The organism is Streptomyces sp. NBC_01429 (genome assembly GCF_036231945.1).
Classification (GTDB): domain Bacteria; phylum Actinomycetota; class Actinomycetes; order Streptomycetales; family Streptomycetaceae; genus Streptomyces.
In genome coordinates this window covers 2,911,590-2,931,335 of sequence record NZ_CP109599.1, presented here as the reverse complement: position 1 = coordinate 2,931,335, position 19,746 = coordinate 2,911,590, and the positions used below count along the sequence as shown (strand labels likewise).

General features: G+C 72.4%; 18 protein-coding genes. 15 read left to right on the top strand and 3 right to left on the bottom strand.

The window, feature by feature from the left end; genetic code table 11:
* The first annotated feature begins 147 nt into the window (after window positions 1-147).
* Both purN and purH read left to right on the top strand, forming a co-directional pair.
* On the top strand, window positions 148-804 hold the full coding sequence (gene purN / locus OG627_RS12430; protein WP_329064409.1) for a phosphoribosylglycinamide formyltransferase: 657 nt from the start codon (window positions 148-150) through the stop codon (window positions 802-804).
* The gene (gene purH / locus OG627_RS12425; RefSeq protein ID WP_329064407.1) at window positions 801-2,357 is read left to right on the top strand and encodes a bifunctional phosphoribosylaminoimidazolecarboxamide formyltransferase/IMP cyclohydrolase; all 1,557 of its coding nucleotides are present in this window, start codon (window positions 801-803) and stop codon (window positions 2,355-2,357) included. The genes purN and purH overlap by 4 nt, the downstream gene beginning before the upstream one ends.
* 116 nt (window positions 2,358-2,473) lie before the next feature.
* Here the strand turns inward: purH and OG627_RS12420 are convergent, their stop codons facing one another.
* The gene (locus OG627_RS12420) at window positions 2,474-3,094 is read right to left on the bottom strand and encodes an RDD family protein (protein ID WP_329064405.1); all 621 of its coding nucleotides are present in this window, start codon (window positions 3,092-3,094) and stop codon (window positions 2,474-2,476) included.
* Window positions 3,095-3,392: 298 nt separating this feature from the next.
* Here OG627_RS12420 and OG627_RS12415 point away from each other — a divergent pair, with 298 nt between their 5' ends.
* From OG627_RS12415 to OG627_RS12365, 11 genes are all read left to right on the top strand, one after another.
* Entirely contained in the window at window positions 3,393-4,259 is an 867-nt protein-coding gene (locus tag OG627_RS12415; protein WP_329064403.1) for a bifunctional methylenetetrahydrofolate dehydrogenase/methenyltetrahydrofolate cyclohydrolase, read from the top strand.
* Between the two features lie 32 nt (window positions 4,260-4,291).
* The gene (locus tag OG627_RS12410) at window positions 4,292-5,002 is read left to right on the top strand and encodes a DUF3017 domain-containing protein (protein WP_329064401.1); all 711 of its coding nucleotides are present in this window, start codon (window positions 4,292-4,294) and stop codon (window positions 5,000-5,002) included.
* 457 nt (window positions 5,003-5,459) lie between these two features.
* Window positions 5,460-6,677, top strand: a complete 1,218-nt coding sequence (locus OG627_RS12405) for a helix-turn-helix domain-containing protein (RefSeq protein ID WP_329064400.1) — start codon at window positions 5,460-5,462, stop codon at window positions 6,675-6,677.
* A 258-nt stretch (window positions 6,678-6,935) separates the two neighbouring features.
* Complete coding sequence (locus OG627_RS12400; protein WP_329064397.1) at window positions 6,936-7,925, top strand: malate dehydrogenase; 990 nt, start codon at window positions 6,936-6,938, stop codon at window positions 7,923-7,925.
* Between the two features lie 124 nt (window positions 7,926-8,049).
* A complete protein-coding gene (locus OG627_RS12395; protein WP_329064394.1) occupies window positions 8,050-8,298 on the top strand; it encodes a helix-turn-helix transcriptional regulator in 249 nt (82 codons plus the stop codon).
* Window positions 8,295-8,837 (top strand): hypothetical protein, encoded by a 543-nt coding sequence (locus OG627_RS12390; RefSeq protein WP_329064392.1) that lies wholly within the window; start codon window positions 8,295-8,297, stop codon window positions 8,835-8,837. The genes OG627_RS12395 and OG627_RS12390 overlap by 4 nt, the downstream gene beginning before the upstream one ends.
* Before the next feature lie 148 nt (window positions 8,838-8,985).
* Window positions 8,986-10,488 (top strand): aldehyde dehydrogenase family protein, encoded by a 1,503-nt coding sequence (locus OG627_RS12385; protein WP_329064390.1) that lies wholly within the window; start codon window positions 8,986-8,988, stop codon window positions 10,486-10,488.
* 58 nt (window positions 10,489-10,546) lie between these two features.
* A complete protein-coding gene (locus tag OG627_RS12380) occupies window positions 10,547-12,106 on the top strand; it encodes a GMC family oxidoreductase (protein ID WP_329064388.1) in 1,560 nt (519 codons plus the stop codon).
* A complete protein-coding gene (locus OG627_RS12375) occupies window positions 12,103-13,374 on the top strand; it encodes a quaternary amine ABC transporter ATP-binding protein (RefSeq protein WP_329064387.1) in 1,272 nt (423 codons plus the stop codon). Before OG627_RS12380 ends, OG627_RS12375 begins: the two co-directional genes overlap by 4 nt.
* Window positions 13,371-15,338: an ABC transporter permease subunit gene (locus OG627_RS12370; RefSeq protein ID WP_329064385.1), complete on the top strand. Its 1,968-nt coding sequence runs from the start codon at window positions 13,371-13,373 to the stop codon at window positions 15,336-15,338. The genes OG627_RS12375 and OG627_RS12370 overlap by 4 nt, the downstream gene beginning before the upstream one ends.
* A 1-nt stretch (window position 15,339) precedes the next feature.
* On the top strand, window positions 15,340-16,305 hold the full coding sequence (locus OG627_RS12365; protein ID WP_329064383.1) for an ABC transporter substrate-binding protein: 966 nt from the start codon (window positions 15,340-15,342) through the stop codon (window positions 16,303-16,305).
* Window positions 16,306-16,354: 49 nt separating this feature from the next.
* On the opposite strand, the gene OG627_RS12360 is transcribed toward OG627_RS12365, so the two are convergent.
* The gene (locus OG627_RS12360) at window positions 16,355-16,843 is read right to left on the bottom strand and encodes a carboxymuconolactone decarboxylase family protein (RefSeq protein WP_329064381.1); all 489 of its coding nucleotides are present in this window, start codon (window positions 16,841-16,843) and stop codon (window positions 16,355-16,357) included.
* Between the two features lie 47 nt (window positions 16,844-16,890).
* Here OG627_RS12360 and pdxR point away from each other — a divergent pair, with 47 nt between their 5' ends.
* On the top strand, window positions 16,891-18,327 hold the full coding sequence (pdxR, locus tag OG627_RS12355; protein ID WP_329064379.1) for a MocR-like pyridoxine biosynthesis transcription factor PdxR: 1,437 nt from the start codon (window positions 16,891-16,893) through the stop codon (window positions 18,325-18,327).
* 110 nt (window positions 18,328-18,437) lie between these two features.
* On the top strand, window positions 18,438-18,821 hold the full coding sequence (locus tag OG627_RS12350) for a VOC family protein (protein WP_329064377.1): 384 nt from the start codon (window positions 18,438-18,440) through the stop codon (window positions 18,819-18,821).
* A 74-nt stretch (window positions 18,822-18,895) separates the two neighbouring features.
* Here OG627_RS12350 and OG627_RS12345 read toward each other — a convergent pair whose 3' ends face one another.
* The gene (locus tag OG627_RS12345; protein WP_329072606.1) at window positions 18,896-19,726 is read right to left on the bottom strand and encodes a hypothetical protein; all 831 of its coding nucleotides are present in this window, start codon (window positions 19,724-19,726) and stop codon (window positions 18,896-18,898) included.
* Window positions 19,727-19,746: the final 20 nt, after the last annotated feature.

The window sequence follows — 19,746 nt, the reverse complement described above, 5'->3', positions numbered from 1 at the left end:
ACGGTCGGCTCCTTCGTAGAGTTCCCCGTATCCGGGAACGTGACTCGTTCGTACGACCGTACAAAGTCGTACGGTCACGCCAAGTCGCCGTCCACACAACGCCGCACGCCCCGAGAGGCCGTGCTCGCTCCAAGAAAGGCGCCCGCCTTGGCCTCCCCGCCCTCCCCGTCCTCCTCGGTCGGCCCGCCCGCCCGGCAGGCCCGCCTGGTGGTCCTCGTCTCCGGTTCCGGTACGAACCTCCAGGCCCTGCTGGACGCCATCGGCGACGACCCCGCGGCCTTCGGGGCGCGGATCGTCGCGGTCGGCGCGGACCGCGGCGCGATCGCCGGTCTGGAGCGCGCCGAGCGCGCCGGGCTGCCGACGTTCGTCCGGCGCGTGAAGGACTACGGAACGCGGGACGAGTGGGACGCGGCGCTCGCCGAGGCGGTCGCGGCGTACGAGCCGGACCTCGTGGTCTCGGCCGGCTTCATGAAGATCGTGGGGAAAGAGTTCCTCGCGCGCTTCGGCGGGCGGACCGTCAACACCCACCCCGCCCTGCTCCCCAGCTTTCCCGGTGCCCACGGCGTGCGCGAGGCGCTCGCCTACGGAGCGAAGGTCACCGGCTGCACCGTCCACTTCGTCGACGACGGCGTCGACACCGGCCCGATCATCGCGCAGGGCGTGGTCGAGGTGCGGGACGAGGACGATGAAGACGCTCTCCACGAGCGCATCAAGGAAGTCGAGCGACGCCTGCTCGTCGAGGTCGTGGGGCGTCTGGCCCGGCACGGCTACCGCATTGAGGGACGAAAGGTAACGATCCAGTGACCGCCGAAGGTACGAAGCGGCCCATCCGTAGGGCCCTGGTCAGCGTCTACGACAAGACAGGTCTGGAAGAGCTGGCGCGCGGGCTGCACGAGGCGGGCGTCACCCTGGTCTCGACCGGCTCCACCGCCGCCAGGATCGCCGCCGCCGGCGTGCCGGTCACCAAGGTCGAGGAGCTGACCGGCTTCCCCGAGTGCCTGGACGGCCGGGTCAAGACGCTGCACCCGCGCGTCCACGCCGGCATCCTCGCCGACCTGCGGCTCGACGCGCACCGCGCGCAGCTCGCCGAGCTGGACATCGAGCCGTTCGACCTCGTCGTCGTGAACCTCTACCCGTTCCGCGAGACGGTCGCCTCCGGCGCCTCGCCCGACGAGTGCGTCGAGCAGATCGACATCGGCGGCCCCTCGATGGTCCGCGCAGCCGCCAAGAACCACCCCTCGGTCGCGGTCGTCACCAGCCCCGAGCGGTACGCGGACGTCCTCGGCGCCGTCCGGGCCGGCGGGTTCGACCTCACCACCCGCAAGCGCCTCGCGGCGGAGGCCTTCCAGCACACCGCCGCGTACGACGTGGCCGTCGCCTCCTGGTTCGCCGACGACTACGCCGAGGGCGAAGGCTTCCCGGACTTCCTGGGCGCCACGTACACCCGTAAGAACGTGCTCCGTTACGGCGAGAACCCGCACCAGCCCGCCGCGCTCTACACCAGCGCCGAGGGCGGGCTCGCCGAGGCCGAGCAGCTGCACGGCAAGGAGATGTCGTACAACAACTACACCGACACGGACGCCGCGCACCGTGCCGCCTACGACCACGCCGAGCCGTGCGTCGCGATCATCAAGCACGCCAACCCGTGCGGGATCGCCATCGGTGACGATGTCGCCGAGGCGCACCGCAAGGCGCACGAGTGCGACCCGCTGTCCGCGTTCGGCGGCGTGATCGCCGTCAACCGTCCGGTGTCCGTCGCCATGGCCGAGCAGGTCGCGGAGATCTTCACCGAGGTCATCATCGCGCCCGGCTACGAGGACGGCGCCGTCGAGGTGCTGGCCCGCAAGAAGAACATCCGCGTGCTGCGCTGCCCCGACGCCCCTTCGGCGCGCGTCGAGGTCAAGCCGATCGACGGCGGCGCGCTGCTCCAGGTCACCGACCGGCTCCAGGCCGACGGCGACGACCCGGCCAACTGGACGCTCGCCACCGGCGAACCGCTCTCGGAAGCCGAGCTGCGCGAGCTGGCCTTCGCCTGGAAGGCGTCCCGCGCGGTCAAGTCCAACGCGATCCTGCTCGCCAAGGGCGGTGCCTCGGTGGGCGTCGGCATGGGGCAGGTCAACCGCGTCGACTCCGCGAAGCTCGCGGTCGAGCGCGCGGGCGAGGAGCGGGCGCGCGGCGCGTACGCGGCCTCCGACGCGTTCTTCCCGTTCCCCGACGGCCTGGAGATCCTGCTGGCCGCGGGCGTCAAGGCCGTGGTGCAGCCGGGCGGTTCGGTCCGTGACGAGCTGGTCGTCGAGGCGGCGCGCGCCGCGGGCGCCACGATGTACTTCACGGGGACGCGCCACTTCTTCCACTGAGCGGCCCCACCGACGGCGAAGGCCGCGTTCCCGTCCGGGAACGCGGCCTTCGGGTTTCGGCCCCGCTGAGGAGCCGTCACATCCGCCTCGTCGAGGAGCCGTTGAGCAGGCTTCGCTCACTGGGACCTGATGACCACCGTCGAGCAGACCTTGTCCGCGAACGTCTGCTTCTTCTGGTCCCACAGCGGCCACAGCCAGCCGAGGTAGCAGGCGATGTTGTCCAGGAAGTGGGCGAGCGTGCGGACGAACGCCATGCCGCCGCCGATCGGCTGGCCGTCGCTCTCGCGCAGCAGCTTGATGCCCACGACCTTCTTGCCGACCGTCTGACCGGTCGAACCCTCCTGGATCAGCTGCCAGATGAAGACGCCGAGCATGCCCAGGAGGCCGATGATGACGAAGAGCGTGCCCGCGGAGTCACCGAGGCCGCCACCGATGACGACCAGGATGTACGGGACCATCATGATCAGCCCGTCGATGAGCTTGCCGCCCACCCGCAGTCCCCAGTGCGCGAGTTCCGGCATGCCGCCGCCGTATCCGGGCTGGCCCTGCGGGTACGCGCCGTACGGCTGACCCGGCTGCTGCTGGGGGTATCCGTACCCCTGCGGCGGTACGCCCTGAGGGGCCTGCTGGGGGTAGCCGTAACCCGGCTGCTGGCCCTGGGGCGGGCCGTATCCGGGCTGCTGCTGACCCGGCTGGCCCTGCTGGCCGTAAGGGTTGTTCGGGTCGCCGAAGCTCATGGGGAATTCCTCCGTTGGGTGGTGCGGGGACGACACGGCCCGCGTGGAGGAACTTCTCAGAACTGAGCGGACTGCCCCCCGTTACGCCGACCGCGCTGCGCGGTAATCGTGGTATTAACCTCTCATTTTTGTCCAGTCGCTTTCCGTGGCTGTTGTGCAAGCGCAACCTCCTCCCGCCGCCGGTCGGCCCGCTCCGCGCCGCGACCCCGCGTGACCAGCGGTGACAGGAAGGACCGTACGAGCGCCGCGGGGCGACCGGATTGGAACAGCGGAGGGGTCATCCGCGAGGATGGGGGGCATGAGCGCCCAGATTCTCGATGGCAAGGCCACCGCAGCCGCGATCAAGTCCGATCTGACCGTCCGCGTGGCGGCCCTCAAGGAGCGCGGGATCACACCCGGTCTCGGAACCCTGCTCGTCGGGGACGACCCGGGCAGCCGCTGGTACGTGAACGGCAAGCACCGCGACTGCGCCCAGGTGGGCATCGCCTCGATCCAGCGTGAACTGCCCGACACGGCCTCCCAGGAGGAGATCGAGGCGGTCGTGGCGGAGCTGAACGCCAACCCCGAGTGCACCGGGTACATCGTCCAGCTCCCGCTGCCCAAGGGCATCGACACCAACCGCGTACTGGAGCTGATGGACCCGCTCAAGGACGCCGACGGGCTGCACCCGATGAGCCTGGGCCGCCTGGTGCTCAACGAGGAGGGGCCGCTGCCGTGCACCCCGTACGGCATCATCCAGCTGCTGCGCCACCACGGCGTCGAGATCAACGGCGCGCATGTGGTGGTCGTGGGCCGGGGCATCACCGTCGGCCGGTCGATCCCGCTGCTGCTGACCCGCAAGTCGGAGAACGCGACGGTCACCCAGTGCCACACCGGCACCCGTGACCTGCCGGCGCTCCTCAAGCAGGCCGACATCATCGTGGCGGCGGCCGGGGTGCCGCACATCATCAATCCCGAGGACGTCAAGGAGGGCGCTGCGGTCCTCGACGTCGGTGTCAGCCGGGACGGGAACGGCAAGATCGTCGGCGATGTCCACCCGGGCGTCGCTGACGTGGCCGCCTGGATCTCGCCCAACCCGGGCGGCGTCGGCCCGATGACCCGCGCCCAGCTGCTGGTCAATGTCGTCGAGGCGGCCGAACGCGCCGCCGTCACGGACGCGGGCTGAGCGCGAGCCGAACCGGAAAGGGGCACCACCTCATGGGTGCTGGTACGAGCGCCGCTGGTACGGGCGCGGACGGCGCGGCGCGGGCGCGGTCGAGGCAGAGCGAAGGGAAGCCGGAGACGGTGGATACGCCGGTCGCCCCGGCCACGGAGCCGGCACCGGCCGCAGAGTCGGCCGCGGAGTCGGGCCGGGAGCCGGAGCCGGAGTCGAAGCAGACGTCGGCAGCGGAGCCTGAGTCGGCCGGTGCCGGGGACGCCGCTCCTTCCGGGCCCGAGGATTCCGCGGACTCGGCGGCCACGACGGCTGCGGCGGACTCCGCGACGGCCGGGAGCGACGCCCCTGAGCCACCCGAGCCCGGCAGCCGGTTCTCACTCACCCAGGACACGGCGCGTCCCGAGGGCGGCGGCCGTGCCGCTCCGCGCGACGCGCCCGCGCCGGCCCGCCAGTGGCCGCTGCTCAGCGTGCTCGGGACGATCGGTCTGGGGCTGCTGATCGTCGGACTGCACCCCTTCGCCGAGGCGTTCCGGATCGGCACGATACTGATCGGCATCGCCCTGATCGGCGGCGCGGCCCTCCGGCGCGTGATGCCGTCCGTGGGCATGCTCGCGGTCCGTTCGCGCTTCACCGACATGCTGACGTACGGCCTGCTGGGCGTGGCGATCGTCATGCTCTCGCTGATGACCCAGCCCCGGCCGTGGCTGGAGATCCCGTTCCTGGAGGACATCGTCCACTCGACCGTGCCTTAGAGCCTGTCGGTTGACCTCTGACCTCTGACCGCGCATCCGCGGACGGCGCCCGTCCCTCCCCTCCGAGGAAGGACGGGCGCCGTCCGTTCGTGGCGGTGAGATCAGCGTCACGGACCGTTCGTGGTGATTCGGGCCCGGTATGTGGCCCGCGGTACGGAACTCACCATTCCGCCATGGTGTGATCATCGGGTGACGGATGCGAGACTGAGGCGGGAAATCGGGCCGGGGCGTGCGACGGCGCGTCGTGACGGCTCTGATTGCTCCCATGCGCTGCCGCTGGGGGAACTGGCATCCTGACTCGGTACATCCCTGTGGGTAGTCCGCGACGCGGCTCGTCCGCTACACGGCTGCCGGGGGAGCGCCGTGGGGTCGTGGCCGGGGAGGCCGCGACGGGCGTGGGGATGAAAGGCGCGGGGCGGTACATCGGGCACGTGCGGGGGGACAAGGGGGAGGCGGAATGCCTCGTTGGAAGGCGCTTCCGGAAGAGCTGGATCCGGAAGTCAGTGAGTTCACCAGCCAGTTGCGCGCGCTGGTCGACCGCAGCGGTCTGAGCATCGCCGCGGTGGCGGACAGAACCGGTTACAGCAAGACGTCGTGGGAGCGTTATCTCAACGGCCGGATGCTCGCGCCCAAGGGCGCGATCGTCGCCCTGGCCGACGTCACCGGCACGCATCAGGGGCATCTGACCACGATGTGGGAGCTGGCGGAGCGGGCCTGGAGCCGCTCGGAGATGCGCCACGACATGACGATGGAAGCGATACGCATCTCCCAGGCCAGGATGGCGCTGGGCGAGTTCAGCCCGGGGGCGGCGGGCAGCACCGGCGCCGCGGGCGGTCCCGGTACGGCGGCCGCCCCCGGCAAGACGGGCAAGGGGGGCCCCGGTACGGCGGCCGGGTCCGGAGCCCGGGTGCCGGGCGCGACCGTCGACTTCGGCGCCGGACCGGCGGCCCGGCGCGGCGCGGCGGGCGTCCCGCAGCAGCGCGGACCCGGCACGCGCGCCGGTCTCGGTGGCGCCGGCGGTCCCGGTGGTCAGGGAGGTCCCAGCGGTCCGGGAGGGTACTCGGCGCCGGGTTACGGCCCCACCGCCGCGCCCGGCCAGGGCCAGGGACAGGGACAGGGACCGGGCCAAGGACCGGGCCAGGGGTCCGCGGGGAAGCCGAAGAGCGGACGGGGCCGGATGATGGTCTTCGCCGCGGGAGTCGTCGGCGCGCTGCTGGTCATAGGGGCCGCGCTGCTGCTGACCGACATCGGCGGTGACGGCAGGAGCGGCAAGGCCGTGGCGCAGTCCCCGTCCGCCTCACCGTCCCCCAGCAAGTCCGCCCTGCCGGCCGGGGTGAAGTGCGGCGGCGACGACTGCACGGGCAAGGACCCGGAAGAGATGGGCTGCGGCGGCGAGTTCGCCGAGACCGTCTCCAACGCCACGGTCGGTACGAGCCTGATCGAGGTCCGCTACAGCAAGACCTGCGGCGCGGCCTGGGCCAGGATCACGCAGGCCGCCGTCGGTGACGAGGTGCGGATCAGCTCCCTGCGGGCCACGGGCGAGGAGCAGGCCGCTTCGGTGGAGGTGAACACGACCGCGTACACCACCATGGCCGCCGTTCCCGACGCCGAGAGCGCCAAGGCGTGCGCGACGCTCGCGGCGACCGGCGTGAAGGGCTGCACCACGGGGGAGTGACCGCCCCCCCGCCCGCCACGCGGCGCGGTGCGTACGGGGCGGCCCGGGCCCGTACGCACCGGGCGCGTGAGCCCGTACGCACCGGGGCGCGTGAGCCGCGCCACAAGGGGGTGTGGGTGAGCGTCGCGCCGGGTCCGATAGCCTGGCGGCCGGATATCTCTTCACATCAAGATTCGTCTCGGCGATGGGGATGGGGGAGATGTCCCGCACCAAGGGGCAGGGACCCCCGCCACCGCCAGCTGTCTTACGGAGATCGCCATGACCCGCACTCCCGTGAATGTCACCGTCACCGGCGCGGCCGGCCAGATCGGCTACGCGCTCCTCTTCCGCATCGCCTCCGGGCATCTGCTCGGCGCGGATGTGCCGGTCAAGCTGCGGCTGCTCGAGATCCCGCAGGGCCTCAAGGCCGCCGAGGGCACCGCGATGGAGCTGGACGACTGCGCGTTCCCGCTGCTCAGCGGCATCGAGATCACGGACGACCCGAACGTCGCCTTCGACGGCGCGAACGTCGCCCTGCTGGTCGGCGCCCGTCCCCGTACGAAGGGCATGGAGCGCGGTGACCTGCTCGCCGCCAACGGCGGCATCTTCAAGCCGCAGGGCAAGGCCATCAACGACCACGCCGCGGACGACATCAAGGTCCTCGTCGTCGGCAACCCGGCCAACACCAACGCGCTGATCGCCCGTTCCGCCGCCCCCGACGTACCGGCCGAGCGCTTCACCGCCATGACCCGCCTCGACCACAACCGCGCGATCTCGCAGCTCGCCGCGAAGACCGGTGCGGCCGTCTCGGACATCAAGCGCCTGACGATCTGGGGCAACCACTCCGCCACCCAGTACCCGGACATCTTCCACGCGGAGATCGCCGGCAAGAACGCCGCCGAGACCGTCAACGACGAGGTGTGGCTGGCCGACACCTTCATCCCGACCGTCGCCAAGCGCGGCGCGGCGATCATCGAGGCCCGTGGCGCGTCCTCGGCCGCCTCCGCCGCCAACGCGGCCATCGACCACGTCCACACCTGGGTCAACGGCACCGCCGCGGGCGACTGGACCTCGATGGGTATCCCGTCGGACGGTTCGTACGGTGTGCCGGAGGGCCTGATCTCCTCCTTCCCCGTCACCACCAAGGACGGCGTGTACGAGATCGTCCAGGGCCTGGAGATCAACGACTTCTCCCGCACCCGCATCGACGCCTCCGTCCAGGAGCTGTCGGAGGAGCGCGACGCGGTGCGCGAGCTGGGTCTGATCTGACCGGACGCGCCTGTCGCACCACGAAGGCCCCGTGCCGCCGGAACTCCACCGGCCGTACGGGGCTTTTCCGTTGCCGACCTCCACTCTGTTGCCAACCTCTTCGTGAATGTAGTACTTCTTATACATGAGCGAGCAGGTGCACAACAGGCTGGCGGTCGTCAGAGCTGAGCGGAAAGTGTCCCGCCAGCAGCTGGCCGAGGCCGTGGGGGTCCACTACCAGACCATCGGCTACATCGAGCGCGGGCAGTACAACCCGAGCCTCGATCTGGCGCTGCGGGTCGCGGAGTTCTTCGGTCTGCCCGTGGAGGCGCTGTTCTCCCTGAAGCCCTTCAGCCCGCTCACCGACGAGGTCTACGGGAGGAAACAGTCATGAACGCGCGAGAGACACCGGCGCCCACGGCGTACGACCGGCGGATGCTGGCGCTGATGAACAGGCCGGAGGCGCGGCGGTTCCACGCGACGGCCGGGCGCAGGCGCGCGGTGGTCGGGGCGCATCTCGTGCTCAGCGCGCTCGGGCTGGCCGCGCCGTTCGTCGCCGAGTCCACCGGCCGGACCTGGCCCCTCTTCGTGCTGATCGGGCTGCTCCTGCCGTGGTGCCTGGCGACCGGCGTGCTCAACAGCGCCACGCGCGGACTGCTGGAGCTGCGCGGCCGGGTCCTCGACGAGCGGCAGCTCGCCGAACGGGACCGGGTGCTGGCGCGCGCCCACCGGGTCACCACACTGGTGCTGCTCGCCGCCGCCCTCGGTGCCGTCGCGGCCGGCGGGCTCGGCGACGGGGCGCTCGGGAACGTACGGGCGGGGACGCTGCTCGTTCCCGTCCTGGCCGGGGCGCTCCTCGTGCACTGGCTCATGCCGCTGTGGGCGGCCGGTCTGCTGGTCAGGGACGAGCCGGCCGACGAGGGCGGGGCATAGGCCGCAGGCCCCGCGTTCCCCGTGCCCGCGTGACCCTGAGCACTTTCGGTCACCCGGTACGCATGCTTTCCCCCCTGCGGGGCAGGCGCCGGAACCGCCAGTTCTCGCTGGTGGAGGAACGTTCCGGTTAGGGAAGGCAATACGCGACGTGTCGGCACAACAGACGATTCATGTGGACGGAAAGTGGCGTGAAGCCGCCTCCGGCGCCACACGCGACATCCTCGACCCCGCCGACGCGACGGTGCTCGCCGTCGTGTCCGAGGGAGGGGCCGAGGACGCCGACGCGGCGATCGCCGCGGCCCGTACGGCCTTCGACGAGGGCCCGTGGCCCCGTACCCCCGTGGCCGAGCGGGCCGCGCTGCTGCGGCGCACCGCCGAGCTGCTGGTCCGCAACCGCGAGAAGATAGCCCTGCTGGAGAGCCGGGACTCGGGCAAGACCCTGGAGGAGGGCCGGGTCGACGTCGACTGCGTCGCCGACGCCTTCCGCTACTTCGCCGACCTGGTGATGAACGAGAGCGGCGGCCGGGTCGTCGACGCGGGCTCCGACACCGTCCACAGCGTGGTCGTGCACGAGCCCGTCGGGGTCTGCGCGCTGATCACGCCGTGGAACTACCCGCTGCTCCAGGCCAGCTGGAAGATCGCCCCCGCGCTCGCGGCGGGCAACACCTTCGTGATCAAGCCGAGCGAGATCACCCCGCTCTCCACGGTCGACCTCATCGACCTCCTGGCCGAGGCCGGTCTGCCGCCCGGCGTCGCCAACCTCGTGACCGGCGCCGGCGACCCGGTCGGCGCCCGGATGTCCGCGCACCCCGATGTCGACCTGGTCTCCTTCACCGGCGGGCTCAGCAGCGGTACGAAGGTGATGCGGGCCGCCGCGCCCGGCGTGAAGAAGGTCGCCCTCGAACTCGGCGGCAAGAACCCGAACGTCGTCTTCGCCGACGCCTGCGCCACCGAGGAAGGCTTCGACACCGCCGTCGACCAGGCCCTGAACGCCGCCTTCATCCACAGCGGCCAGGTCTGCTCCGCCGGTTCGCGCCTCATCATCGAGGAGTCGGTGCGCGAGCGCTTCGTCGCCGAACTCGCCCGCCGCGCCGACCGTATCCGGCTGGGCCGGGGCACCGAGAAGGGCGTGGAGTGCGGCCCGCTCGTCTCCGCCGCGCAGCTCGCCAAGACCGAGGAGTACGTGGCCTCCGCGCTCGCCGAGGGCGCCGTGCCGCGCGCCGGCGGCGGCCGTCCCGACCCGTCGGACGTACGGCCCGAGGGCGGCTACTTCTTCCGGCCGACCGTGCTGGACCAGTGCCACCGCGAGATGCGCGTCGTACGGGAAGAGGTCTTCGGTCCCGTCCTGACCGTCGAGACGTTCCGTACGGAGGACGAGGCCGTCACCCTCGCCAACGACACCGAGTACGGGCTCGCCGGCGGCGTGTGGACCGCCGACCCGGGCCGCGCGCGGCGGGTCGCCGGGCGGCTGCGCCACGGCACCGTGTGGATCAACGACTTCCACCCCTACCTCCCGCAGGCGGAGTGGGGCGGCTTCGGCAAGTCCGGCATCGGACGCGAGCTGGGACCGGCCGGGCTCGCCGAGTACCGCGAGGCCAAGCACGTCTACCAGAACCTGGAGCCGCGCCCGGTGCGCTGGTTCGCGGGCTGACCCGCGGCGGCACGGAACGTACCCCCCCACTCCCGCACAGCAGAGGAGCAGAACGCGCATGGCATCCACGGCCGACTACGGCGCCGCGTACGACTACGTCGTCATCGGGGGCGGCACCGCCGGATCGGTGATCGCCTCCCGGCTCACCGAGAATCCGGACATCAGCGTCGCCGTCATCGAGGGCGGGCCCTCCGACGTCGACCGTCCGGACGTGCTGACCCTGCGCCGCTGGATGGGGCTGCTCGGCGGTGAGCTGGACTACGACTACCCGACCACCGAGCAGCCGCGCGGCAACTCGCACATCCGGCACAGCCGGGCCCGGGTGCTCGGCGGCTGCTCCTCGCACAACACGCTCATCGCGTTCAAGCCGCTGCCGTCCGACTGGGACGAGTGGGCCGCCGCCGGGGCCGAGGGCTGGGACGCCGCCGCGATGGATCCGTACTTCGGGCGGCTGCGCAACAACGTCGTGCCGGTCGACGAGCGGGACCGCAACGCCATCGCCCGCGACTTCGTCGAAGCGGCGCGGGACGTGCTGGGCGTCCCGCGCGTCGAGGGCTTCAACCGGAAGCCCTTCCACGAGGGCGCGGGCTTCTTCGACCTCGCGTACCACCCGGAGAACAACAAGCGCTCCTCCGCCTCCGTCGCCTATCTCCACCCCTTCCTCGACCGCCCCAACCTCCATCTGCTGCTGGAGACCTGGGCCTACCGGCTGGAGCTGGACGGCACCCGCGCCACCGGCGTACGGGTACGGACGGCGGACGGCGAGGAGCGGCTGATCGAGGCCCGCCACGAGGTCCTCGTCTGCGCCGGAGCCGTCGACACGCCCCGGCTGCTGCTGCACTCCGGCATCGGCCCCCGCGCCGACCTGGAGAAGCTCGGCATACCGGTCGTCCACGATCTGCCCGGCGTCGGCGAGAACCTGCTCGACCACCCCGAGTCGGTGATCGTCTGGGAGACCGACGGACCCATACCGGAGAACTCCGCGATGGACTCCGACGCGGGTCTGTTCGTCCGGCGCGATCCGGCCGCAGAGGGACCCGACCTGATGTTCCACTTCTACCAGATCCCCTTCACCGACAACCCGGAGCGACTGGGGTACGAGCGCCCCGAGCACGGCGTGTCCATGACCCCGAACATCCCCAAGCCGCGCAGCCGCGGCCGGCTCTACCTCACGAGCGCCGACCCCGAGGTCAAACCGGCCCTGGACTTCCGTTACTTCACCGACGAGGACGACTACGACGGCCGCACCCTCGTGGACGGCATCCGGATCGCCCGCCGGGTCGCCGCGGCCGAGCCGCTGGCGCACTGGCTGAAGCGGGAGGTCGCCCCCGGGCCGGAGATCACCTCCGACGAGGAGCTGAGCGAGTACGCCCGTAAGTGCGCGCACACCGTCTACCATCCGGCGGGCACCTGCCGGATGGGCGCGGCCACCGACGAACAGGCCGTCGTGGACCCGGAGCTGCGGATCCGTGGGCTCGAAGGCGTCCGGATCGCCGACGCCTCCGTCTTCCCGACGATGCCCGCGGTCAACCCCATGATCGGCGTCCTGATGGTCGGGGAGAAGTGCGCGGAACTGCTCACGGGAGCCACCACCGACGAGGAAGGGCTGAACCGATGAGCGAGACCACCAGCGGTACGGGCACGACGGACACGGCGGGCACGGGCAGGAGCGCCGTCGTCGCCGACCAGGACCTCACCCCGCCCGGCACCGAGTCCGAGGTCTCGGAGCGGCCGCCGGTCTTCGCCGTACGCGACCTGTGGAAGGTCTTCGGCCCCAAGGCCGAACGCGTCCCCGCCGACCCCGAACTCGCCGCGCTCACCCCCGCCGAGCTGCGTGAACGCACCGGCTGCACCGCTGCCGTACGGGACGTCTCCTTCGACGTCCGCAAGGGCGAGGTCTTCGTCGTCATGGGCCTGTCGGGCTCCGGCAAGTCCACGCTCGTGCGCTGTCTGACCCGGCTCATCGAGCCGACCTCCGGCTCGCTCGCCATCGACGGCGAGGACGTCCTGGCGATGGACCGGACCCGGCTGCGCGAACTGCGCCGCCACCGCGCCGCCATGGTCTTCCAGCACTTCGGCCTGCTGCCGCACCGCTCCGTGCTCGACAACGTCGCTTACGGCCTGGAGATCCAGGGGATGGGCCGCGCCGAACGCCGCGAGAAGGCCGCCGAGGTCGTCGTCAAGGTCGGCCTCGAAGGGCTGGAGGACCGCAAACCCGGGCAGCTCTCCGGCGGCCAGCAGCAGCGCGTCGGCCTGGCCCGCGCGCTCGCGGTGGATCCCCAGGTCCTGCTGTTCGACGAGCCGTTCAGCGCCCTCGACCCGCTGATCCGGCGCGAGATGCAGGAGGAGGTCATCCGGCTGCACCGCGAGGAGCAGCGCACGATGGTCTTCATCACCCACGACCTCAACGAGGCGCTGCGCCTCGGCGACCGCATCGCGCTGATGCGCGACGGCCGGATTGTCCAGCTCGGCACGCCCGAGGAGATCGTCGGCCGGCCGGCCGACGCGTACGTACGCGACTTCGTCCGTGACGTGCCGCGCGAGCAGGTGATCACGGTGGGCGCCGCGATGCGCGCCCCCGAGCCGGGCGACAACGACTCCGGGCCCGCGCTGGGGCCGTCCGCGACCGTATCCGAGGCGATCGAGGCCGTCGCGCGCTCGGGCGACCCGGCGGCGCGCGTGATGGACCGGGGCAGGCTGCTCGGGGTCGTGGACCGGGAGGGGCTGCTCGGCGTGGTCGCGGGGACGACCGAGCCGCTCGGGACGGACGCCGGGACCGGGTCCGGGGCGGGGACCGATGTGGCGCCCGAGTCCGATGCCGCGCCCGATGCCGCGCCCGATGCCGCACCCGATGCCGCTTCCGGAGAGGCGGCCGCGCTGCGATGACCACCGCCTCCCCCGCCGCCGGATCCCTCGGGCGCGGCGGCCCGTCCGCCCTGCTCAGGAACCGTACGGTCATCGGCAAGCTGCTGCCGTTCGCCGTCTTCGCCGCCGTCCTCGTCCCGCTCGCCCTCACCCGCTGGTCCGGCTCGACCGCCTGGCCCGACGCCCTCACCGTCGACCTCTCCGGCCCGCTCGGCGGCGCCAGCGACTGGATCATCGACAACCGCGACCACCACCCCCTCTTCCTCTACTTCTTCGGCCACATCAGCAACGCCGTCGTGCTCTCCGTGCGCGGCGTGTACCTGCTGCTGCTCGCCGTCGGCTGGGCGGGCGTCACGGCGGCGGCCGGGCTGATCGCCTGGCGGGTCGCCGGCGTACGGCTGGCGCTCGCGACGGCCGTCGCCTTCGCCCTGTGCGGCGGGCTCGGCATGTGGGTGCCGACCATGCAGACGCTCGCGCTGATGGTGGTCGCCGTGACCGCCTCCGTGGTGCTCGGCGCGCTGCTCGGGCTCGCGGCCGGGCTCTCCGACCGGCTCTACCGGATGACGCGCCCGCTGCTCGACACCATGCAGGTGCTGCCCGCCTTCGCCTATCTGCTCCCCGTGGTGCTGATCTTCGGCATCGGCGTCCCGGCGGCGGTCCTGGCGACCGTCGTGTACGCGGCTCCGCCCATGGCCCGCCTCACCGCGCTCGGCCTGCGCGAGGCCGACAGCGGTGTGATGGAGGCCGTCTCCTCGCTCGGCGCGACCGCGCGGCAACGGCTGCTGACGGCCCGGCTGCCGCTCGCCCGCAAGCGGCTGCTGCTCGGCCTCAACCAGACGATCATGATGGCGCTCTCCATGGCCGTCATCGCGTCCGTGATCGGCGCCGGCGGCCTCGGCGACCGCGTCTACCAGGCGCTGGCCTCGGTCGACGTCGGCGCGGCGCTGGCGGCCGGGCTGCCGATCGTGCTGCTCGCCGTGGTGCTGGACCGTACGACCAACGCGGCCGGCTCCGGCCTCGACCGCACGGACCAGCCCCGCTTCCGTACGGGATGGCGCGGCTGGTCCCTCGTCGCGCTGGGCGTCGCGCTCGTCGCCGTCGCCGGACGCCTCGCGGACCGGCTGGAGTGGCCGTCCGGCGGGACCGTGGCCATCGCCGAACCGGTGAACCGCGTCGTCGACTGGATGACCGACCACCTCTACTCCGGAGTCCCCGTCGTCGGCGGCACCGCCGACTGGGCCGGGCACTTCACCACCTGGGTCCTCGACCCGCTGCGCGGCGGCCTCCAGGCGCTGCCCTGGTGGACCCTCCTGCTGGTCGTCGCCGCGCTCGCGCTGCTCATCGGCACCTGGCAGACCGCGCTGACCGCCGTGCTCGCGATGGCGGCGATCGGCGTCCTCGGCGTGTGGAAGCCCTCGCTCGACACGCTGTCCCAGGTGCTGGCCGCCGTGGCCGTCACCCTGGTCATCGGCTTCGCGGCCGGGATCGCCGCCGCCCGCAGCTCCCGGGTCGAGGCGCTGCTCAGGCCGGTGCTGGACGTGTTCCAGACGCTCCCGCAGTTCGTCTATCTGATCCCCGTCGTCGCCCTGTTCGGCGTGGGCCGCGCCCCGGCGGTCGCCGCCGCCGTGGTGTACGCGCTGCCCGCCGTCGTCCGCATCACCACACAGGGGCTGCGGCAGGTCGACCCGGCCGCGCTGGAGTCGGCCCGCTCGCTCGGCGCGACCGGCGGCCAGCAGCTGCGTCAGGTCCAACTGCCCCTCGCGGCGCCCGCGCTGCGGCTGGCGCTGAACCAGGGCGTCGTCCTCGTACTCGCCGTCGTCATCATCGGCGGTCTGGTCGGCGGGGGAGCGCTCGGTTACGACGTGGTCTTCGGTCTGGCCCAGGGCGACCTGGCGACCGGTCTGGTCGCGGGCGCCGCGATCGTCTGCCTGGGGCTGATGCTCGACCGGGTGACGCAGCCGACGAAACGACGGAAGGGCGCCTGACATGCGTACCCACAGGAAGATCGCCGCCCTCGCCTCGGCGGGCGCGCTCCTCGCCCTCACCGGCTGCGGCGCGGCCGACATGACCAAGCAGGCGTCCCCGTACGCCAACGCGGGCGGCTCGAAGACCGTCACCCTCTCCGTACAGTCCTGGGTCGGCGCCCAGGCCAATGTGGCGGTGGCGACGTACCTGCTCGAACACGAACTCGGCTACCACGTCGACACGGTCCAGATCGACGAGGTCCCCGCCTGGGACGCCCTCAGCCAGGGCCGGGTCGACGCCATCCTGGAGGACTGGGGCCACCCCGACCAGGAGGAGCGGTACGTCACCGACAAGAAGACGATCACGCCAGGCGGCGACCTCGGGGTCACCGGCCACATCGGCTGGTTCGTCCCGACGTACTTCGCGAAGCAGCACCCCGACGTCACCGACTGGCGCAACCTCAACAAGTACGCGGACCAGCTCCGCACCCCGGAGAGCGGCGGCAAGGGCCAGCTGCTCGACGGCTCGCCGTCGTACGTGACGAACGACAAGGCGCTGGTGAAGAACCTGAAGCTGGACTACCAGGTGGTCTTCTCGGGGTCCGAGGCGGCGCAGATCACCCAGATCAAGCAGTTCGCCAAGGAGAAGAAGCCCTTCCTGAGCTACTGGTACAAGCCGCAGTGGCTCTTCCAGAAGGTCCCCATGACGGAGGTCAAGCTCCCCGCCTACAAGGAGGGCTGCGACGCGGACGCGAAGAAGGTCGCCTGCGCCTACCCGCACACCCCGCTCCAGAAGTTCCTGAACGCCGACTTCGCCCGCGAGGACGGCGGCGCGGCGGCGCTGCTGAAGAACTTCGCCTGGACGACGGAGCAGCAGGACGAGGTCGCCATGATGATCGCCGACCAGAAGATGTCCCCGGAGGCGGCGGCGAAGAAGTGGGTCGAGGCGAACGGGCCGACGTGGCGGAAGTGGCTGCCGGAGAAGTAGGCGCCGGGGGTGGGTGGGGCGGGGCACCACTGCCCCGCTCCGCGCGCCGTCAGTGCGTGAACTGCCCCGGCGTGTAGGCGCCCGGGACCATCCGCGTCGTCACCGCGAAGCGGTTCCACGCGTTGATCACCGTGATCGCGGCGATCAGCCGGGCCAGCTCCGTCTCGTCGAAGACCTTCGCGGCCCGCTCGTACACCTCGTCCGGCACGAAACCGTCGGTCAGTACGGTGACCGCCTCGGTCAGTTCGATCGCCGCGATCTCCCTCGGCGTGTAGAAGTGCCGGGACTCCTCCCAGGCGCTGAGCTGCACGACGCGCTGCACCGTCTCGCCGGCCGCGAGGGCGTCCTTCGTGTGCATGTCGAGGCAGTACGCGCAGTGGTTGAGCTGCGAGGCGCGGATCTTGACCAGTTCGAGCAGTACCGGATCGAGGCCCTCCCGGGCCGCCCGGTCGAGCTGGACCATCGCCTTGTAGACCTCGGGGGAGGACTTCGCCCACTCCAGACGGGGGGTGTGCGGGGCTGCGTATTCGTTCGTCATACGTTCGAAGGTACGCGCCCAATGGCACAGGGGTATGGTCCATTTCCATGACAGATTCCTGGGCCAATACGCGTGTCGGCGAGGTGGACCTGCACCTCGATCCGGGCGGCTCGGGCCTGCGCGCCGGGCTCATGGACGCGCTGCGCGAGGCCGTGCGGGGCGGGCGGCTCGCGCCCGGGACCCGGCTGCCGTCCTCCCGTACCCTCGCCGCCGATCTGGGCATCGCCCGCAACACCGTGGCGACCGCCTACGCCGAACTCGTCGCCGAGGGCTGGCTCACCGCCCGCCAGGGGTCGGGGACGCGGGTCGCGGCGCGGGCCGCGCCCCGGCGGGCCGCGGCCGTGAGCGCCACGGCGCCCGACCCGCGCGGGCGGCCCTCGTACAGCCTGCTGCCCGGCACCCCGGACCTCGCCTCGTTCCCCCGCCAGGAGTGGAGCAGGGCCGCCCGCCGCGCGCTGACCGCCGCGCCGAACGACGCCTTCGGGTACGGGTACGGCGAGGCGCGCGGCCGGATCGAACTGCGTACCGCCCTCGCCGGCTACCTGGCCCGGGCGCGCGGGGTGCACGCGTCGCCCGAGCGGATCGTGGTCTGCGCGGGCTTCGTCCACGGCCTGGCCCTGCTGGGGAAGGTGCTCAGGGCACGCAGGGTGCGGGAGGTGGCCGTCGACGCGTACGGGCTCCCCGCGCACCGCGCGCTGCTCGCCGAGGCCGGACTGCGCACGCCCGCGCTCGCGCTGGACGCGCGCGGCACCCGTACGGACGAACTGGCGGGGCCGGGCGGTACGGGGCGATCCGGCGGCGCGGGAGCCGTACTGCTCACCCCCGCGCACCAGTTCCCCCTCGGCGGCGCCCTGCACCCCGAACGCCGGGCGGCGGCCGTCGACTGGGCGCGCGCCACGGACGGGCTGGTCCTGGAGGACGACTACGACGGGGAGTTCCGTTTCGACCGGCAGCCCGTGGGCGCTCTCCAGGGACTCGACCCCGAGCGCGTGGTGTACCTGGGCACGGCGAGCAAGTCCCTGGCGCCCGGCCTGCGGCTCGCGTGGATGGTGCTGCCGGAGCGGCTGGTGGCGGAGGTGGCGGCGGCGAAGGGCGAGGTGGACCGGGTGCCGGGCACGCCGGACCAGCTGACGCTGGCGGAGTTCATCGCCTCGGGCGCGTACGACCGGCAGGTCCGCGCCATGCGCGGGCGCTACCGGCGCCGCCGCGACCAACTGGCCGCCGCCCTCGCGGACGCGGCCCCCGGGATCCGCGTCACCGGCATCGCGGCCGGACTGCACGCGGTCGTCCAGCTCCCGCCCGGCACGGAGCGTCCGACGCTCGCCGCGGCCCGGGACCAGGGGCTGGCGCTGGAGGGCCTGTCCTGCTTCCGGCACCCGTCGGCGCCGCCCGGCCCCGACGCGCTGGTGGTGGGGTACGGGACGCCGTCCGACAGCGCGTGGGCGGGCGCGCTGGAGGCGCTGCGCCGGGTGCTGCCCGCGTGACAGCGGGAGCGCGTCCGTTCTAGGCTGTCTTGTACGGCATCGCGTGTCGGTCACCGTTCGGGTGAGGCATGGAGGTGCCCGTGAGACTGCCCTACGGAGGCAATCCACCCATGTCCGTTCAGCTGAACCACACCATCGTCCACTCCCGGGACAAGCACGAATCCGCGGCCTTCCTCGCGCACATCATGGATCTCGAAGTCGGCCGGGAGATGGGGCCGTTCGTCCCCGTCGTGGTGAGCAACGGCGTCACCCTCGACTACGCGACCATCCCGGCCGAGTCGATCACCATGCAGCACTACGCCTTCCTGGTCACCGAGGCGGAGTTCGACGGGATCTTCGGGCGGATCCAGGAGGCCGGGCTCGACTACTGGGCCGATCCGCACCAGAAGCACCCCGGCGAGATCAACCACCATGACGGCGGGCGCGGGGTCTACTTCCTCGACCCGTCCGGTCACGCGCTGGAAGCGATCACCAGGCCGTACGGCGGAAGCTGAGGGCCCCCCGGCCGCGGCCTGTAGCGGGCGGAGCCCGTCAGAGGCCGCCAGGGCGCCCCGTAACGGCGTATCCGTCACGGGGCGTCCGCTGCCGCCTCCGCCACCGGCGGTTCGCCGAACCTGGCCAGCGTCAGCGCCCCCGCCACCGCGACCGCGAACCCCGCCACCGCCAGCCACTCCAGCCCGCCGCGGGTGCGGTCGCCCAGCCACACCACGCCCACCAGCGCCGGGCCGATCGTCTCGCCGAGGACCATCCCCGCCGTGGCCGTCGTCACCGAACCGCGCTGGAGCGCCGAGGTCAGCAGCAGGAACGCCGCCCCGCCGCCCAGCAGCAGCGCGTACAGCGCCGGATTGGCGGGGTCGGCCGAGTCGATGAGCCGCACCGAGACCTCCACCACCCCGAACCCGAACCCCGCGCCCAGCCCCAGGACCAGCGCGCGCGGCCGGTCCGGCAGCCGCCCCGCGACCGCGCCGACCAGCAGCACGGCGGCCGCGACCGCCAGCATCGCCCAGCCCAGCGCGGCCGGCCCCGTACCGCCGCCCTCCGTCCCCGAGGCCAGCCCCAGCATCGCGAGGCCGCCGCAGACCACCGCGACCGCGCCCCACTCGACCGGGCTGAGCCGTACGCGCAGCACGCGCGCCGCCACCACCGCCGTCACGGCGAGACTGGCCGCCAGCGCCGCGCCCACCGCGTAGATCGGCAGCACGCGCAGCGCCACGATCTGGAGGGCGAACCCCGCCCCGTCCAGCCCGAGCCCCACCACGTACCGCCACTGCCGCACCGCCCGCATCAGCAGCGCCGGATCCACCCCCGACCCGGTACCGGGCTCGGCGGCGCGGGCGGCCACCGCCTGGAGGACGGAGGCGGTGCCGTAGCACACGGCGGAACCCAGCGCGCAGATCATCCCAATGAACACAAAGAGGG

What these genes read in the sequence shown, in the direction of transcription:
- OG627_RS12420 (WP_329064405.1), bottom strand. Translation starts at nt 3,094, where the DNA reads ATGAGCTTCGGCGACCCGAACAACCCTTACGGCCAGCAGGGCCAGCCG.
- OG627_RS12415 (WP_329064403.1), top strand. Translation starts at nt 3,393, where the DNA reads ATGAGCGCCCAGATTCTCGATGGCAAGGCCACCGCAGCCGCGATCAAG.
- OG627_RS12410 (WP_329064401.1), top strand. Translation starts at nt 4,292, where the DNA reads ATGGGTGCTGGTACGAGCGCCGCTGGTACGGGCGCGGACGGCGCGGCG.
- OG627_RS12405 (WP_329064400.1), top strand. Translation starts at nt 5,460, where the DNA reads ATGCCTCGTTGGAAGGCGCTTCCGGAAGAGCTGGATCCGGAAGTCAGT.
- OG627_RS12400 (WP_329064397.1), top strand. Translation starts at nt 6,936, where the DNA reads ATGACCCGCACTCCCGTGAATGTCACCGTCACCGGCGCGGCCGGCCAG.
- OG627_RS12395 (WP_329064394.1), top strand. Translation starts at nt 8,050, where the DNA reads ATGAGCGAGCAGGTGCACAACAGGCTGGCGGTCGTCAGAGCTGAGCGG.
- OG627_RS12390 (WP_329064392.1), top strand. Translation starts at nt 8,295, where the DNA reads ATGAACGCGCGAGAGACACCGGCGCCCACGGCGTACGACCGGCGGATG.
- OG627_RS12380 (WP_329064388.1), top strand. Translation starts at nt 10,547, where the DNA reads ATGGCATCCACGGCCGACTACGGCGCCGCGTACGACTACGTCGTCATC.
- OG627_RS12375 (WP_329064387.1), top strand. Translation starts at nt 12,103, where the DNA reads ATGAGCGAGACCACCAGCGGTACGGGCACGACGGACACGGCGGGCACG.
- OG627_RS12370 (WP_329064385.1), top strand. Translation starts at nt 13,371, where the DNA reads ATGACCACCGCCTCCCCCGCCGCCGGATCCCTCGGGCGCGGCGGCCCG.
- OG627_RS12365 (WP_329064383.1), top strand. Translation starts at nt 15,340, where the DNA reads ATGCGTACCCACAGGAAGATCGCCGCCCTCGCCTCGGCGGGCGCGCTC.
- OG627_RS12360 (WP_329064381.1), bottom strand. Translation starts at nt 16,843, where the DNA reads ATGACGAACGAATACGCAGCCCCGCACACCCCCCGTCTGGAGTGGGCG.
- pdxR (WP_329064379.1), top strand. Translation starts at nt 16,891, where the DNA reads ATGACAGATTCCTGGGCCAATACGCGTGTCGGCGAGGTGGACCTGCAC.
- OG627_RS12350 (WP_329064377.1), top strand. Translation starts at nt 18,438, where the DNA reads ATGTCCGTTCAGCTGAACCACACCATCGTCCACTCCCGGGACAAGCAC.
- OG627_RS12345 (WP_329072606.1), bottom strand. Translation starts at nt 19,726, where the DNA reads ATGATCTGCGCGCTGGGTTCCGCCGTGTGCTACGGCACCGCCTCCGTC.